This is a genomic window from Micromonospora sp. NPDC049175, from assembly GCF_043197345.1.
In the GTDB taxonomy this organism is placed as follows: domain Bacteria; phylum Actinomycetota; class Actinomycetes; order Mycobacteriales; family Micromonosporaceae; genus Micromonospora.
In genome coordinates this window covers 140,950-156,256 of sequence record NZ_JBICSY010000010.1, presented here as the reverse complement: position 1 = coordinate 156,256, position 15,307 = coordinate 140,950, and the positions used below count along the sequence as shown (strand labels likewise).

Sequence of the window (15,307 nt, the reverse complement as noted above, 5' to 3'; positions counted from 1 at the left end):
GGCCACCGCCGGGATCACTTAGGCCAGCTGCTCTCGATGCCCTGGAGCACCGGGGCGGTCGGCTTGCCGTTCAGCCACTCGACCATGCCCTTCCAGAACGTTCCCGCGCCGACGGCAGCCGGCATCAGGTCCGATCCGTCGAAGCGGAAGGTGCCCGTCTTGTCCTGCAGGATCTGGACGGACAACTTGTCGATCGGGCTGGCGACGTTGGCGATGTCCAGCTTGTTGTTCGCCGTGACCCAGTTGCCGAGCTTCGCGCGGCTGTTGACGTACTCGGCCGAAGCCAGGTAGGTCTGCACCGCCTGGACCTCGGGACGGTCGGCGTAGCCGACGACGAACTCGCCCGCGCCCAGCACCGGCTTGCCCTTGGCGGCGTCGATGGCCGGGAAGTAGAAGGCGAACGCGTCGCCGTCCTGGGCCACCTTGGTGCCCTCGGGGAACTGGTTGGCGTAGAACGACGCCTGTCGGTGCATCGCGCACTTGCCGGTGGTCACCGGCAGGCCCGCCTCCTGGAAGGCGGTGGTGGTGATGCTCTTGACGCCGCCGAAGCCGCCGTTCATGTACTTGTCGTTCTTGAGGATGCTGCCGGCGCGGTCAACCGCGTCGACGATCTTCGGGTCGTTGAACGGGATGGCGTGGGTCGTCCACTGGTCGTAGACCTCGGGGCCCTGGGTCCGCAGGACCACGTCCTCGATCCAGTCGGTGGCCGGCCAGCCGGTGGCGTCACCGGACTCGACGCCCGCGCACCACGGCTTCATGCCACTGGCGGCGATCTTGTCGCTCAGGGCGATGAGCTGGTCCCAGGTGGTCGGAACCTCCCAGCCCTTCTCCTTGAACGTCTTCGGCGAGTACCAGACGAAGGACTTCACGTTGGCGCCGAGCGGCACGCCGTAGAGCGTCCCGTTCACGGTGCCGTACTTCAGCCAGTCGGCCGGCATGTTCTGCTCGGCGAGGGCCTTGGTGTCGGCGCTCAGGTTCTTCAGCTTGCCGGCGTCCGCGAAGCGCTTCACCAGGCCCGGCTGGGGTACGAAGGCGATGTCGGGGGCGTTGCCGCCGTCGACCCGCACGGGGAGCTGCGCTTCGAACTCGCCGCTGCCCTCGTAGTCGATCTCGATGCCGGTGCACTTGGTGAAGTCCGACCACGAGCGCTCCAGCAGGTCGGCCTCGGCGTCACGGATGGACGCGTAGATCGAGACCTTCTTGCCGTCGTGGCCCTCGTACTTGTCGTATGCGGCGCACTCGGCGGAGCCCGCGTTGTTGCTCTTCTTGTCGTCGCCGGTACCGCAGGCGGTGGCGCTGAGCGCCAGCCCGAGTACGCCGGCGATCACGAAGGCCTGGCGTGGTCTGGTAAAGACCGCCATGCCGTCCTCCTTCCTAGCCGGCGCGGTCGTGCTGGTGACCCGTCGCCGGTCCGATTGGGCGTGCACACATGTAAGCGCTTGCATTCGCTCCGGTCCACCCCCAGTCAGACACGAGCGAGTAACAATCCCGAAACCTGCGGTCTGCCTGGTGAGCGCGCTGCCGGGACTGATCTTCGGCCCTTTCGAAGTTTGACGATATCTGTCAGGCTGAGCGCATCGGATCGAAGGTTTTCGACATGGGAGGAGCTGTATGCGCAAGCGGTGGATGAGCCTGCTGGTGACGGGCCTGCTCGTCGGGGGAGCGTTGGTGCCGGCGAGCCCGGCGCTGGCCGCGCCGACCTTCAAGGTGCCCTTCCCGTGCGGCCAGTCCTGGTCCGGCCAGACGAGGTCGGACCACAGCCCGGCGTACGCCGTCGACTTCAACCGCACCGACGACGTCGGCGACCCCGTGGTGGCCAGCGCCCCGGGCACCGTCGATCGGGTGACGGATCTCGGCGGCACCAGCTACGGCAAGTACGTCCGAATCAACCACGGTGGCGGTTACAACACCTACTACGCCCACCTCAACGGCTTCAACGTCTCGGTCGGGCAGACGGTCGGCTACGGCAAGGTGCTCGGCTGGGTCGGCAGCACCGGTGGCTCGACCGGCCCCCACCTGCACTACGAGCAGCGCCTCAACGGCGGCGACGTCCAGGTCCGCTTCAACGGCACCCTCGGCCTCTACTGGGGCACCAAGACCTACACCAGTGACAACGGGTGCTCCTCGGGCAGCGGCAACGGCACCGTCGACACCAGCGGCACCGCGTTGACCGTCCGCTCCGGCCCCGGCACCGGGTACGCCTCGGTGGGCACCGTCGCCGACGGGACCCGGGTGACCATCGCCTGCCAGACCAGCGGCACCAGTGTCACCGGCACGTACGGCACCAGCTCGATCTGGGACCGCATCGGCTCCGGTAGGTACATCGCCGACGCGTACGTGTACACCGGTTCGGACGGATACATCCCCGGCGTCCCTCGCTGCTGACCCGGAAACGGCAACGGTCCCGGCGGTCGGCGCCGCCGGGACCTGTCGGTCAGGAGTTCAGCCGCCAGATCGACAGGTTCAACGCGGCGGCGAAGGTGACCCAGGCCCAGTAGGGCAGCAGCAGCGCGGCCGCCACCCGGGACACCCGGGCGAACAGCACCACGGTGAGCCCGATCGCCAGCCACATCACCACGATCTCGGCGAACGCCAGCCCGTACTGCCCCGCGCCGAAGAACAGCGGGGTCCAGATGGCGTTGAGCACCAGTTGCGCGGTCCACGCCCAGAGCGCGGTCGAGAAGCCGACCCGCCGCCACACCAGCCAGCCGGCCACGGCGATCAGCGCGTAGAGCAGCGACCACACCGGGCCGAACAGCCAGGAGGGCGGCGCCCAGTTGGGCTGCCGCAGGCTCGCGTACTCGTCGGTGGTGCCCTGCACCCCGAGCCCGCCGATCGCCGCCGCGACGAAGACGGCCGCGGCGAAGCCGACGAGGGCGCACCACCGTCGCCGGCCGGAGGTCCTCGGCGCGTCCTGAGATATCTCCATGGTCGAGATAGTTTCCCTTCGGCGGCAGCTCAAACCGCCGACGGTGGCACGAACGCCCACAAAAAAGCGCCGGGATCGCCGCGGCCGGTGCTCCTGTCGGGAGGACGGAGCTCCGGTCGCGGCGACCCCGACGGGTCCCGGTTATGACGTCGTGCGAACGCTAATTGAAGATGCTGACACCACCCGGGCCGACCAACAGCCCGACAACGATGAGGACGATGCCCCACAGGATCTGCCGGCGGAACAGCGCGAGGATGCCGGCGACCACGAGTACGACTGCGAGAATCCAAAGAATCAGCTCCATGACCTCTGAATACCCGACGGTCCGAGCGTGGAAACCTGGTCGGTATCAAGTTGATCGCCGACATGGAAGACGCTGTACGCCTGCTTGATCACCGGGTGCGCGACGTTGCGGACGCGTACCCCGCCGGGGGTCGTGCCGCGCTCGCTGCCGGCGTGCGCGTGCCCGTGCAGGGCCAGCGCGGTGGGCGCCGAGTCGATCGCCTGTCCCAACTGGTACGACCCGAGGAACGGGTAGATCTCCAACGGCTCGCCGACGAGCGTGTCCGGCACGGGCGCGTAGTGGGTGAGGGCGACGAGCATGTCGCAGTCGAGCGAGCGCAGCGCGGCGCCGAGGCGGTCCGCGCTGTCGGTGGTGGTCCGTACGAAAGCCTTCATCTCCGGCTCACCGAAGTCGCTCGCGCACCGCCCGGCGAACCCGCCGCCGAAGCCCTTGACCCCGGCGATGCCGAGCCGGCCGCCCGCGCAGTCCAACACCACGCCGTTGCCCTCCAACACGGTGATGCCCGCGTCCTCGAGCACCTTGACCACCTGGGGCACCTGGTCACACTGGTGGTCGTGGTTGCCCAGCACGGTCACGACCGGTACGGCCAACCCACCGAACTCCTGCGCCACGCAGCGCGCCTCGGCCTCGGTGCCGTGCCGGGTCAGATCCCCGGCCAGCAGCAGCACGTCGGCGCACTCCGGCAGTTCTTCCAACGCCGGTCGGAACCGTCCGACCACGTCCTCGTCCAGATGCACGTCACCCACCGCGGCGATCCGGATCACCATGGAACCTCCCTCAGGGCAGTTGCTCGATCTCCGTTGGCGCCTGGGCGCGGATCACCCCGATGTCGCTGGCGATCGGTACGTCAGGAAAGCGCTCGGACACCCGGCGCAGGATCTCCGCGCGCCGGTGCGGGCTCTCCACCTCGCCGTAGAGCACGAGGGCGCGGTCTCGCCGGACCACCGTGATGCCCTGTTCGGCGACGGCGGGGTCCTCGGCGAGCAGGCGCTGGATCTCGGCTTCGACGTACTCGTCCGGTGGCCCGGCGCCGATGTCGTGATGATGGGTCACGGTGTCCCCTCTCCTGGCTGGGTGCCGACCGCCGGCACCACCTCCAGCCGGTCCAGCAGCACCAGGAACGCCTCGGCGTACGGCGAGTGCTGCGTCTCCTTGCGTACCCTTTCCCAGTCGATCTGCTCCCGCAGTGACCGGGCCAGCGGCAGGCCGCGGGCGAAGTCGCAGTAGTGCTGGGAAAAGCTGAGCAGTTTGTGCACCATCAGCTGGGTGGCGGACAGCACCGGCATGTGGATCGCGTCCACCGGCCGGATGACCGTGTCGGCGAACGTCTCCTCGGTCACCGGTGTCTCGATCGGCCGGTGGATGAGGTCCACCATCCGGCCGTCGTCGAAGACCTTCACCAGCCAGTCCTCGGGTGGTCGCTGGGCGACGAAGCCGGCGGCCACCAGGGCCTCCAGGGCCTGCTCCACGTCGGCCTCCCGGATCAGGAAGTCGACGTCGTGCTCACTGGAATGCCCCCCGTGGGCGTAGACGGCGAAGCTGCCACCCAGGGCGAACGGGATCTCGGACTGCTTGAGCACGGCGGCGACCTTCTTGAGGGTGTGCACCAGACTCTCGTCCCCGCGCTCAGCCATCTGGATCTCCCGTCGTCGTGTTGGTGGACCGGCGGTTTGGGTTTCAGACTCCCGTACCCGGCATTCCGGTCGGCCACACCTGCTGGGGACTCGGTCGGGCGTCAACAGGGCCGAAACAGCACAAACCTCGCGGGGTCGGTGCGCCGGTCGGATAATCTGTGGAGGGTGGCCAGATCATCGGGGATGCGACGCGGCAGGGCCCGGTTGCGCACCGTCGCCCTGATCGGCATCGACGGTTCGGGCAAGACCACGCAGGCGCACCGGCTGGCCGACGCGTTGACGGCCGCCGGGAGCCCCGCCACCTACCGCCGCAACGCCAGCGGGCGCCGCTGGCTCGGCCGCGTCGCCCACCGGCTCGGCCGGCCGGACGCGCAGCGGCTCGTCGGGCGTGACGGCATGCTGGCGGTGGAGTCCGTGCTGCGCTGGCTCGCCATCGCCGTAGCCCTGGTCACCTGCCTGCTCACCGGCCGGACGGCGGTGATGGACCGCTACTCGGCCTGCCAGTACGCGAGCATCCGCGCCCACGGCGGACACCGCTGGGAGCGGCTGGCCCGAGCCGGCTACCGACTGTTCCCGACCCCGCAGGTGACGTTCCTGCTCGCGGTCGACCCGGCGGAGGCGTACCGGCGTATCGAGGAGCGCGGCACCGACCACGAGACGATGGGCTGGTTGACCGCGGCCGACACCGCCTACCGGGCCCTGCCCGAATATCCGAGCTTCGTGCTCGTGGACGCGGGCCGTCCGGCCGAGGAGGTGACCGAGCAGATCCAGGCGCACCTGGGGACCTGGCTGCCGGCGTCCCCCCGGGCGGCGGAGGGGGATGGTGACCCGGTGGTGGCTCAGGCCCGCCCGTAGACCGGCACGGTGGCACCGCTCGTCGGCGCGGACTCGGCCGACGCGAGGAACCGGATCACCGACGCGATCTCGGCCGGGGCCACCCAGCGGGAGTGGTCGGCGTCGGGCTGGGCGGCCCGGTTCGCCGGGGTGTCGATGACGCTTGGCAGCACCGTGTTGCAGCGCACGTCGCGGGACCGGTACTCCACCGCGATCGCGTTGGCCAGCGCCAACACCGCCGCCTTGGCCGTCACGTAGCCGGCGGCGCCGGGGAACGGGGCGACCGCCGCGCGGGCCGCCACGCAGACCACCGCGCCGCCGCCGGCCGCCACCAGGTGGGGCAACGCGGCCTGGGTGACCAGGTAGGTGGGTCGCAGGTTGACGGTGAGCATCCGCTCGAAGTCCTCGACCGGCGTCTCGTGCACCAGGCCACCGCTGGCGTACCCGCCGACCAGGTTGACCACCGCCCGCAGCGGCGCGGCCGACTCGCCGGCGGCGGCCTCGACCGCCCGCGCGGCGCCCGCCGGCTCGGTCAGGTCCGCGACCAGTCGGACCAGGTCGTCCGCCGCCGGGCCCGACCCGGGCCGGGCGGTCCGCTCCGGTACGACCACCCGCCAGCCCGCCTCGACGAACGCGCCCACCACGGCCCCGCCAAGCCCACCGGTACCCCCGGTAACCAACACACTCCGCCCCGCCATACCCCCAACCTACTGCCCCCACCCACCCCACCCCCCACCCCCACCCCACCGCTCCGTCGATCATGGAGTTATTGCCGTGACACGCCGATCGGAGTGGCAACAACCTCATGATCACCGTCTGCGGTGGGCAGATTCGTTGGGGCGTTCGGAGGTTGAGGGCGCAGGATCGGCCGATGCGGATCCTCGTTCTTGGCGGTACCCGGTTTCTCGGCCGGGCGGTGGCTCGACTCGCCGTCGCGCGGGGGCACGACGTGACCTGCGCGGCCCGGGGCGTGTCCGGAGCCGCGCCGGCCGGCGTCCGGTTCGTGCCTGTGGACCGGGACGACCCCGGGGCGCTGGCGCCGCTCGCCGACGCCGGTTTCGACGCCGTGGTCGACGTGACCCGCCAGGTCAGTCACGCCCGGTACGCGCTCACCGCCCTTGCCGAGCGGGTCGGACACTGGTCTTTCGTGTCGACGATCTCGGTGTACGCGGACAACACCACCCCGGGTCAGACCGCGTCGGACGCACCTGTGCTGCCGCCGGCCCCACCGGAGGTGGACGGCCTGCCCGACCCGGACAACCGCTGGTACGGCGAGTGCAAGGTGAGCATCGAGCGGCTGGTCCGGGAGCGGATGGGTGTGGACCGCTCGTTCATCTGCCGGGCGGGGCTGATCGTCGGCGCGGAGGATCCGAGCGACCGCTTTCCGTACTGGGTGCGGCGGCTGTCGGCCGGCGGCGAGGTGCTCGCGCCCGGCCGGCCGACCGACCGGGTGCAGTTCGTGGACGTGGCCGATCTGGCCGGCTGGCTGCTGCACGCCGCCGGCACCCGCCTCGCCGGCACGTACGACGGCACCGGGCCGGCGATGTCCCGCGCCGACCTGCTGCACGGGGTGGCCGCCGGGCTGGGAGTCGCCGATCCGGTCCTCACCTGGGTGGACCAGGAGTTCCTGCTGGCCCACGACGTCCGCGAGTGGTCGGGGGAGCGGGCCCTGCCGCTGTGGGTGCGGCTGCCGGAGTCCGGTGGCCTGATGGACCGGGACGCGCGACCGGCCCTGGGCGCCGGGCTGGCGGTCCGTCCACTGTCCGACACTGTTCGGGCGACGGCGGCCTGGATGACAGCGGACCCGGCCGCCGTCCGGCAGGGGGGACTGGACCCGGCGGGTGAGGCGGCGGTGCTGCGGGAGTGGCAGGCTGTGCGGGACCGGTGATCCGGCCGTCGAGGTGTTTTCGTCGTCCCGGCCGGTCATGGTTGACGCTCACGCCAGGTGAAAGTAAGTTTCATCCGTGGCGAAGAGTCCGAAGATTTCTGCGAGTCAGGAGCCCGGTGGGCTGATCGTCCACATCAGTGGGCTGCTGCCGTCGCTGTCTCCCGCCGAGCAGCGGGTTGCCCGGCTGGTCGTCTCCGACCCGGCCGCCGCGTCCCGGCGGACCATCACCGACCTCGCCACCGCGGCGGAGACCTCGGAGGCGACGGTCATCCGATTCTGCCGCTCGGTCGGCATGGACGGTTACCCCCAACTGCGGATCCGGCTCGCTGCCGAGGCCGCCCGCCGGATCGAGCCACCGGACGCCCGGGTGGTCGGCGGTGACATCCCGCCCGGCGCCGACCTCGCCCAGATCATCGCCACCATCGCGTTCAACGACGCCCGTGCGGTCGAGGAGACTGCCGAGCAGCTCGACCCCGCCATCTGTGAGCAGGTGGTCGAGGCGATCAACAGCGCCGGTCGGATCGACATCTACGGTGCTGGCGCCAGCGGGTTCGTCGCATCGGACTTCCAGCAGAAGCTGCACCGCATCGGCCGGATCGCCTTCTACTTTCCGGACGTGCACACCGCGCTGACCTCGGCCGCCCTCCTGGGCCGGGGCGACGTGGCGATCGGCATCTCGCACAGCGGCACGACCTCCGACGTGATCGAGGTGCTGGAGCAGGCGCGTACGCGGGGTGCCGTCACCGTGGCGCTCACCAACTTCCCGCGCTCGCCGATCACCGACGTGGCGGACTTCGTGTTGACCACGGCGGCCCGGGAGACCACCTACCGCTCCGGGGCGACGGCCAGCCGGCTGGCCCAGCTCACCGTGGTCGACTGTCTCTTCGTCGGGGTGGCCGCCCGCAACCGGGCTCGGGCGCGCAAGGCCCTGGAGTCGACCGCCGAGGCGGTCCAGTCGCACCGGGTGGGTGCCAACCGGAGGCGGCCGTGACGCCCGGTGCGGTGGAACCGGACGAGGACCTGCCCGCACCGCACGCCCGCCCGACGGTCCGGGTGGGCGCACCCACCGAACGCCGCAACCCGCTGAGCGTCGACCTCGACCTGATGTCGACCCGGGACGTGCTCACCGTGATCAACGAGGCGGACCGGCGGGTGCCGGCGGCGGTCGCCGCGGTGCTCGACGAGATCGCCGCCACCGTCGACCTGGCGGTCGAGGCGCTACGCGGCGGCCACCGGGTGCACTACTTCGGGGCCGGCACCTCCGGTCGGCTCGGCGTCCTCGACGCGGCCGAACTCGCTCCCACCTTCAACTCGCCCCGGCACTGGTTCTGCGCCCACCTCGCCGGTGGCCCGGACGCCATGTGGCGGGCCGTGGAGGACGCCGAGGACGACGACCGGGGCGGCGCGGTCGAGGCGGCCAGTTGTGTACGCACCGACGACCTGGTGGTGGGTCTGGCGGCGAGCGGACGCACGCCGTACGTGCTCGGGGCGCTCGCCGCGGCCCGCGCCAAGGGCGCCTCGACGGTGTTGCTCTGCGCCAATCCGGAGGCGGAGGCCGCGCGGTCGGTGGACGTGTTCATCGGGGTGGACACCGGACCCGAGGTGGTCACCGGGTCGACCCGGATGAAGGCGGGCACGGCACAGAAGTTGGTGCTCAACACGTTCTCGACAGCCGTCATGGTGCGCCTGGGGCGGGTCTACTCGAACCTCATGATCGATATGGTGGCCACCAACGCGAAGCTCCGCGGACGAATGATCTCGATTCTCATCGAGGCCACCGGCTGCTCCGAGGAGGTTTCCCGGCAGGCGCTCGCCGAGGCCGACGGTGACCTGAAGACGGCGCTCGTCTCCCTGGTCTCCGGAGCCGAGGTGGACGCCGCCCGGGCCGCGCTGGCCCGCTCCGCCGACCAGGTACGCGGTGCCCTCGCCCTGCTCACCCCCTAGGGCCTCGACGACACAGGCCTAGGCTCACCGCGCCCCGGGAAGCGAACGGGGCTTCGGATTGTTCATCTGGCCGGGGGGTAATACTCCCCCGAGGATGAACCGACCGGTCCTTCGACGCGTATCTGGCAGTGACCAGGATCGCAGCGTGGTGGTGACCCGGGTCGCTGTGCCCCCACGGCGGGCGGTGTTGCCATGGTGTGTGACCCGTGCGTGGTGCCCAGCGGCGAGCCATCCGACGGGATGCTGACAGCAAACGTGGACCGTGCTCTCAGCTAAGACTCAGGCATTCGTGACACTTTCGACTCACCACACGGAATCCCCGACACGTCTCATCTGTTGTGTAGGTGTCAGCACCGATGGCACAGCAGAAGTTACCAGGGGTTGACGGACGTGGGGTATGGCAAGGAACCGGGCAACCGGCGCGAGCGAGGGGACCGTGGGCAACGTGGACAAGAACATCGGCATGCGCACCGATCAGGTGGCCGAGGAGCGCGACCTGGTCGGCGTCTACCTGCACGAGATCTCTCGGACGCCACTGCTGGACGCCGCCCGGGAGGTCGATCTCTCCAAGGCGATCGAGGCCGGCCTCTACGCCGAGCACCTGCTCGGTGAGGATGCCGCCCCCGGCGGTACCGACCGGGATCGGGCTGACCTGGAGTGGCTGGTCGTCGAGGGGGAGCGCGCGAAGGATCTCTTCATCCGCGCCAACCTCCGACTTGTCGTGTCGATCGCCCGCCGCTACGTGCGGTCGGGCATGCCCATGCTGGACCTGATCCAGGAGGGCAACACCGGCCTGGTCCGGGCGGTCGAGAAGTTCGACTACGAGCGCGGCTACAAGTTCTCCACCTACGCCACCTGGTGGATCCGCCAGGCGATCAGCCGGGCGATCGCCCAGCAGGAGCGCACCGTCCGTCTGCCGGTGCACCTGGTGGAGGACGTCAACCGGATGCGCAACGTGGCCCGGCAGTTGACCCGTGAGCTGGGCAGCGACCCGGAGCCGGAGCAGATCGCTGCCTCCCTCGGCGTCACCGTCGAGCGGGTCAACGAACTGCGCCGCTGGTCGCAGGACACCGTCTCGCTGGACACCCCGGTCGGCGACGACGGCGACACCAGCCTCGGCGACCTGGTCGCCGACAGCGACGCGCCGTCGCCGGAGGACATCGTCCTCAGCGGCCTGGAGCGGCAGCGCATCGAGGGGCTGCTCAACCACCTCGACGACAGGTCCGCCGGCATCATGCGGGCCCGCTACGGGCTGGAGGACGGCCGGGAGCACTCGCTCACCGAGGTCGCGTCCCGGTTCTCGCTGTCCCGTGAGCGGATCCGGCAGTTGGAGATCCAGGCCCTCGGCCGGCTGCGTGAGCTGGCCCGGGCGGAGGGGCTGCAGGCAGCCTGACCTGGTAGTAATGACGGCGAACGGCCGGCGTCCGATAGGGGGACGCCGGCCGTTCGCCGTTGCCGGGTCCGCTAGCGGACCCGGCCGTAGCCCTGGATGGACATCATGTTCATGCCCCGCTTGAGCACGTTGCGGCCCGCGCTCGGCGCGTCGATCACCTGGCCGTCGCCCACGTAGAGGGCGACGTGCCCGAGCCCGCTGTAGAAGACGAGGTCACCCGGCCGCAGGTCGCCCCGCCCGATGTGTGCGACGGCACCCCACTGCATCCGGGTGTTGTGCGGCAGGGACTTGCCGGCCGCCCGCCAAGCCGCCGAGGTCAGCCCGGAACAGTCGTAGCCGTTGGGCCCGTCGGCTGCCCAGACGTACGGCTTGCCCACCGCGCCGAACGCGTAGCGCACGGCGGCGCCGGCGTCACCGGCCACCGCGGGCACGTCCTTGGCCACGGTGGCCGCGGCCTTCGGCTCGGGGCGCTCGGTGGCCGCCCCGTACGCCTGCCGACGCAGCTCGTACAGCTTGGCCAGGTCCTGTTCGATCTGCTTCTTACCCGTCGCGAGCTGACGGGCCCGCGCGGCCTGCCGGGCCAGGGTGGCGTCCAGGCTGGCCTTCTCGTCCAGCAGTCGTCGCTGGTCGGCGGTGAAGCCGGAGATGCTCTCCTGCCGCTGGCGGGTGAGCTGGTCGAGCGTGCCCAGCCGATCCAGTAGGGCGGCGGAGCCGCCGGCACGCAGCAGGGCGTCCGCGGTCCGTAGGCCTCCGCTCTTGTACGCCGTGGTGGCCAACTCGGTCACGTCGGCCCGGCTCTGCTCGGCCTGCTGCTCCAGCGGGCCGATGCGGGCCTTCAATCGGGCCACCGAGGCCTCGTTGGCCTTGATCTCCTCACGCAGTTTGTTGTACGACTCCACCACCCGTTCCAACTCGGCCGAAGATGTCTCGATCCGGCGGGTCAGGTCGGCGGGGGACGGCTCGGCGTGCGCCACCGCCGTCGGGGCGATAAGCGCGGCCGACATGCCGGCCAGCGCCACGGTACGCAGCAGGTTTCTCAGGGATGACAAGAGCGAAAGGCCCCTCTCCCACGGCCGCCGGGGCTGCTGACGCCCTCGGCGACACCGGCCGGGGCCACCCGGGCGGACGGCACTGGGCCGGACCGGCGCACCCAACCTAACCCGGGACGGATGTCGCTCGCAGTTGAAGCAGGGGCGAAAGTTGGGCGAGTGGCTGCTCGTGTTCCTGCGCTGGGTGGCGCTGCGGACACCTGCTGCGGCTGGGTAGCGCCCCCTTTTACGCCTACTGACGGATATATGACTTTCGTCGTTCCGGGCGTATGCCGTCGGATGATGGCTGGCCATAACCGATAAAAGGCGAAATGGATGCTGTTTCTGGGCGATGTCCCTCGTCGGGGTGAGCTGTCGAGAACCGGTAACTGCCCAGGTCGGCTGGCGGTGCACAAACACAATGGGTGCTGACGTCGGGAATCCCGTCGGCAGACAGCGGTAGTCGTCACCGTCGGGCACCTCGGCCAAGCGTCCATGCGGGAGGAACCGTGAATCGTGAAGGCGCAAGGGTGCGACCGCCGCGAACGGTGCCGGGCAGCCGGTCCACCCTGCTGTACGCCCGGCCCGGCATCATCGTGACCGTCGACAGGTTCACCGTCGGCCGAACCAGTTACCGGGTCGCCGACCTGACCCATCTGCGCACCACCCGGGGCCCGCACGACCGGATCGCCGTCCGGGCCGTGATCGTCACCGCCAGCATGCTCGGCGGCGTCGGGCTGCTGCTCGGCTTCACCGGCGGGCTGCACCGCCTGACCGCCGGGGCCTACCTCATCCTCGGTGCGGTGTTCCTGCTGCCGGCTGCGCTGGCCCTGGTCGGCGATCGCTGGCGCCCACCGCCGCACGAGCTGTGGGGGTGGTACGGGGGAGCGGAGGTGCTGCTGTTCAGTGCCGACGACGAGCGGCAGTTCGGCCAGGTCACCCGGGCGCTGTTGCGGGCCCGGGAGGTGAACAGGTACGGCGGCTGGGTCGACCCGCTCGCCTCCGCCGAGCCGTGGCGGCCCAGCCGCTGAGTCGACGAACGGTGGGCCCGCGCTCGCTGGGCGTCGGCACACCGGGCGCTCAACGACGTCGGCACACCAGCCGCTCAGCGGCGTCGGTCCGCCGGCCGCTCAGCGGGCGTCGGCACCCAGCCGCTCAGCGGGCGACCGGCTCCGGGGCCCGCGTCTCCTGCGGCGCGGCCACCCAGGCGCTGACCCGGCGCTCGGCGTAGAACGAGACGAACGGCACGGTGCCGGCCAACATCACCAGCAGCATCCGCTTCAGCGGCCAGTCGGCCCGACGGCTCAGGTCGAACGCGGCCACCAGATAGATCATGTAGAGGAACCCGTGCGCGGGCCCCACCGTCTCCACCACGACCGCGTTGTCGAACACGTACTTCAGCGGCATGCCGATCACGACCAACAGGATCAGCACGACGCCCACGATCCAGGCGATCGCGCGGTAGCGGGTAAGGGCAGCGCCCACAGTCGTCCGTCCTTCCGAGCCCGGCTCAGCCGGGATAGTCACCGGGTCGGGCGCCCGGATTGGCGCTCAACCATGACAGGTAGTTGTTGTAGGCGGCCAGGTCCGTGTCCTCGACGGCGTCGCCGCCGGACGGCGTCCGAGACACCCGCACCGGTCGGCGTACCGCCGGTCGGGACCCCGCGGTGACCGCCGGGGCGGGCTCGGCGGCCGGCTCGGCCGAGGGCACGTCGGTGGCGGTCGCCCGGCGACGGGCCAGCTTCACCTCACGCCACCAGACGTAGACCACGAAGCCGGCGAAGATCGGCCACTCGACCGCGTACCCCCAGCTCAGGCTGTTGCCGGCGGCGGCCCGGCTGATCTGCCACCAGCCCAGCCCGAGGAAGCCCACGACCAGCACGACCATGGCCACGTGACGTGCGATCCACGCCGGGGTCCAGAGCCGCCTCATGGCACCGAGAGTACCGGGGGCGCCGCCGGTCTCCGACACCGTGTCGTAGTTGTCGCGCGGCCGGGAGGGTTTGGCGTCACCACGCCTGGGCAATCGTCTAGACGCCAGCCCAAACGAGATCAAGGGGGGCGATGATGACCGGATCGGTACGTGAGGACGGCTTTGCGTCCAACGGCAGCACGGATATGAGCCCGGAGCAGCGGGTGCCCGAGTGGGGTGGCGATCACCTCGCCGACCCGGCGGGCGCTCTCGACGGCGACCTGCTCGGCATCGACCCGACGGAGTTGACCGACGAGGACCTGATCCGCGAGATGCACAGCCTGCACCGCACCCGCCTGGACACCCTGCGGCACGCGGCGGACTCCGCGCTCGCCAACCACCTGCGGCGCACGGCGGAACTCGAGACCGAATACCTGGCGCGTCACCCGGGCCGGGAGGTCGACCCCAACCGTCTGCGGGACTCCTGATGCCGGCGCGCGCCGTGCGCGGGATGTCCGCGCCACCCGAGGTGGTCTTCAACACCGCCACCGACCCCAACCGGGCCGCTGCCTGGCTGCCGGAACCGCTGCGCGGAGGCGGCGCCCCCGCCGCGGATATCAACGGTGCGGAGTTGCGAGCCCGGTGGGGTGGCGACGCCGACTGGTCCGCCGAGATCCGGGTCGAGTCGGCTGATTCCGGCGGCGCCCGGATCCAGCTTGACCTGGCCGACGGTTCGGACGGTTCGGGTCCGGACCAACTGGCCGACGAGGCGCTCACCAACCTGGCACGCGAGGTCGCCGACAACCTTCAGGCCGGCTGAGGCGGCCCCGCGGCACGCCGCTCCCACACCACCACGAGATGTAAGGAGACCGGGTGAGCGACACTGGCCTGCGACAGAAGGCGGCGCGGCTGCGCCGGGCGTACGCGCCGCACGAACACCGGCCGCTCGGCGGCTATCTGGTGGCGATGGGCGCCTACGCCGGAGTGACCGGGGCACTCGCCGGTCTGGTCAAGGTGACAGGTCGACAGGTGCCGGAGCGTCCCGCCCCGTCCGACGTCGTGTTGCTCTCCATCGCCACGCACAAGCTGAGCCGGCTGCTTTCCAAGGACGCCGTGACCAGCCCTCTCCGCGCGCCGTTCACCCGCTACGACCGTCCGATCGGCAGCGGTGAGGTGATGGAGCAGGTCCGTGACTCGGGCAGCCCGACCCGGCATGCCATCGGCGAGCTGCTGAGCTGCCCCTTCTGCCTGGCGGTCTGGGTGGCCACCGGGCTGACCGGGGGCCTGGTGCTGGCACCCCGGCTGACCCGGCTGGTGGCCACCGCGCTGACGGCGGTCGCCGCGTCCGACTTCCTCCAGATGGCGTACGCGACGGCACAGCAGGCGGCCGAGGGTGGGCACCACGACGACGACTGATCGAACAGACGCACGAAGGGGGCCG

Annotated in this window: 20 protein-coding genes; 10 read left to right on the top strand and 10 right to left on the bottom strand. The window is 70.8% G+C overall.

Features of this window, described 5'->3' with window-relative positions:
- Positions 1 to 14 precede the first annotated feature (14 nt).
- On the bottom strand, positions 15 to 1,361 hold the full coding sequence (locus ACGFH8_RS30585; protein WP_393373925.1) for an ABC transporter substrate-binding protein: 1,347 nt from the start codon (positions 1,359 to 1,361) through the stop codon (positions 15 to 17).
- A gap of 250 nt (positions 1,362 to 1,611) precedes the next feature.
- On the opposite strand from ACGFH8_RS30585, the gene ACGFH8_RS30580 reads away from it, so the two are divergent.
- A complete protein-coding gene (locus tag ACGFH8_RS30580; protein ID WP_393373923.1) occupies positions 1,612 to 2,385 on the top strand; it encodes a peptidoglycan DD-metalloendopeptidase family protein in 774 nt (257 codons plus the stop codon).
- Between the two features lie 49 nt (positions 2,386 to 2,434).
- On the opposite strand, the gene ACGFH8_RS30575 is transcribed toward ACGFH8_RS30580, so the two are convergent.
- The 5 genes from ACGFH8_RS30575 to ACGFH8_RS30555 form a co-directional block, all read right to left on the bottom strand.
- The gene (locus ACGFH8_RS30575) at positions 2,435 to 2,929 is read right to left on the bottom strand and encodes a TspO/MBR family protein (RefSeq protein ID WP_393373920.1); all 495 of its coding nucleotides are present in this window, start codon (positions 2,927 to 2,929) and stop codon (positions 2,435 to 2,437) included.
- Between the two features lie 160 nt (positions 2,930 to 3,089).
- Positions 3,090 to 3,233: a GPGG-motif small membrane protein gene (locus ACGFH8_RS30570; protein WP_007464364.1), complete on the bottom strand. Its 144-nt coding sequence runs from the start codon at positions 3,231 to 3,233 to the stop codon at positions 3,090 to 3,092.
- Positions 3,224 to 4,000: a metallophosphoesterase gene (locus ACGFH8_RS30565; RefSeq protein WP_393373917.1), complete on the bottom strand. Its 777-nt coding sequence runs from the start codon at positions 3,998 to 4,000 to the stop codon at positions 3,224 to 3,226. Before ACGFH8_RS30565 ends, ACGFH8_RS30570 begins: the two co-directional genes overlap by 10 nt.
- Positions 4,001 to 4,010: 10 nt before the next feature.
- Positions 4,011 to 4,286 carry a hypothetical protein gene (locus ACGFH8_RS30560; RefSeq protein WP_393373915.1) on the bottom strand — a complete coding sequence of 92 codons (276 nt, stop codon included), beginning with the start codon at positions 4,284 to 4,286 and terminating at the stop codon, positions 4,011 to 4,013.
- Entirely contained in the window at positions 4,283 to 4,867 is a 585-nt protein-coding gene (locus ACGFH8_RS30555; RefSeq protein ID WP_393373912.1) for a nucleotidyltransferase, read from the bottom strand. Before ACGFH8_RS30555 ends, ACGFH8_RS30560 begins: the two co-directional genes overlap by 4 nt.
- A 183-nt stretch (positions 4,868 to 5,050) precedes the next feature.
- On the opposite strand from ACGFH8_RS30555, the gene ACGFH8_RS30550 reads away from it, so the two are divergent.
- Complete coding sequence (locus ACGFH8_RS30550; RefSeq protein WP_393374043.1) at positions 5,051 to 5,722, top strand: thymidylate kinase; 672 nt, start codon at positions 5,051 to 5,053, stop codon at positions 5,720 to 5,722.
- Here ACGFH8_RS30550 and ACGFH8_RS30545 read toward each other — a convergent pair.
- Positions 5,707 to 6,399 (bottom strand): SDR family NAD(P)-dependent oxidoreductase, encoded by a 693-nt coding sequence (locus ACGFH8_RS30545; protein ID WP_393373909.1) that lies wholly within the window; start codon positions 6,397 to 6,399, stop codon positions 5,707 to 5,709. The two genes, ACGFH8_RS30550 and ACGFH8_RS30545, sit on opposite strands and share 16 nt — an antisense overlap.
- A 173-nt stretch (positions 6,400 to 6,572) precedes the next feature.
- On the opposite strand from ACGFH8_RS30545, the gene ACGFH8_RS30540 reads away from it, so the two are divergent.
- The 4 genes from ACGFH8_RS30540 (at position 6,573) to ACGFH8_RS30525 (ending at position 10,926) form a co-directional block, all read left to right on the top strand.
- The gene (locus tag ACGFH8_RS30540; protein WP_393373906.1) at positions 6,573 to 7,589 is read left to right on the top strand and encodes an NAD-dependent epimerase/dehydratase family protein; all 1,017 of its coding nucleotides are present in this window, start codon (positions 6,573 to 6,575) and stop codon (positions 7,587 to 7,589) included.
- A gap of 76 nt (positions 7,590 to 7,665) precedes the next feature.
- The gene (locus tag ACGFH8_RS30535; RefSeq protein ID WP_393373903.1) at positions 7,666 to 8,580 is read left to right on the top strand and encodes a MurR/RpiR family transcriptional regulator; all 915 of its coding nucleotides are present in this window, start codon (positions 7,666 to 7,668) and stop codon (positions 8,578 to 8,580) included.
- Positions 8,577 to 9,533 (top strand): N-acetylmuramic acid 6-phosphate etherase, encoded by a 957-nt coding sequence (murQ, locus tag ACGFH8_RS30530; RefSeq protein WP_393373901.1) that lies wholly within the window; start codon positions 8,577 to 8,579, stop codon positions 9,531 to 9,533. The genes ACGFH8_RS30535 and murQ overlap by 4 nt, the downstream gene beginning before the upstream one ends.
- Positions 9,534 to 9,930: 397 nt before the next feature.
- Positions 9,931 to 10,926 (top strand): RNA polymerase sigma factor RpoD/SigA, encoded by a 996-nt coding sequence (locus tag ACGFH8_RS30525; RefSeq protein WP_393373898.1) that lies wholly within the window; start codon positions 9,931 to 9,933, stop codon positions 10,924 to 10,926.
- Between the two features lie 71 nt (positions 10,927 to 10,997).
- Here the strand turns inward: ACGFH8_RS30525 and ACGFH8_RS30520 are convergent, their stop codons facing one another.
- Positions 10,998 to 11,975, bottom strand: coding sequence for an NlpC/P60 family protein (locus ACGFH8_RS30520; protein WP_393373895.1), 978 nt, complete (start codon positions 11,973 to 11,975; stop codon positions 10,998 to 11,000).
- A 509-nt stretch (positions 11,976 to 12,484) separates the two neighbouring features.
- Between ACGFH8_RS30520 and ACGFH8_RS30515 the strand changes: the two genes are divergently transcribed.
- Entirely contained in the window at positions 12,485 to 12,985 is a 501-nt protein-coding gene (locus tag ACGFH8_RS30515) for a DUF6232 family protein (protein WP_393373892.1), read from the top strand.
- 124 nt (positions 12,986 to 13,109) lie between these two features.
- Here the strand turns inward: ACGFH8_RS30515 and ACGFH8_RS30510 are convergent, their stop codons facing one another.
- A complete protein-coding gene (locus tag ACGFH8_RS30510; protein WP_355028951.1) occupies positions 13,110 to 13,439 on the bottom strand; it encodes a DUF3817 domain-containing protein in 330 nt (109 codons plus the stop codon).
- Between the two features lie 25 nt (positions 13,440 to 13,464).
- On the bottom strand, positions 13,465 to 13,887 hold the full coding sequence (locus tag ACGFH8_RS30505) for a hypothetical protein (RefSeq protein ID WP_393373889.1): 423 nt from the start codon (positions 13,885 to 13,887) through the stop codon (positions 13,465 to 13,467).
- Positions 13,888 to 14,018: 131 nt separating this feature from the next.
- Between ACGFH8_RS30505 and ACGFH8_RS30500 the strand changes: the two genes are divergently transcribed.
- Genes ACGFH8_RS30500 through ACGFH8_RS30490 form a run of 3 tightly spaced genes read left to right on the top strand, consistent with a single transcriptional unit; the run spans position 14,019 to position 15,282 of the window.
- Positions 14,019 to 14,354 (top strand): DUF6158 family protein, encoded by a 336-nt coding sequence (locus ACGFH8_RS30500; RefSeq protein ID WP_393373887.1) that lies wholly within the window; start codon positions 14,019 to 14,021, stop codon positions 14,352 to 14,354.
- Positions 14,354 to 14,686, top strand: coding sequence for a hypothetical protein (locus ACGFH8_RS30495; protein WP_393373884.1), 333 nt, complete (start codon positions 14,354 to 14,356; stop codon positions 14,684 to 14,686). The genes ACGFH8_RS30500 and ACGFH8_RS30495 overlap by 1 nt, the downstream gene beginning before the upstream one ends.
- A 53-nt stretch (positions 14,687 to 14,739) precedes the next feature.
- On the top strand, positions 14,740 to 15,282 hold the full coding sequence (locus ACGFH8_RS30490; RefSeq protein WP_393373881.1) for a DUF1360 domain-containing protein: 543 nt from the start codon (positions 14,740 to 14,742) through the stop codon (positions 15,280 to 15,282).
- Positions 15,283 to 15,307: the final 25 nt, after the last annotated feature.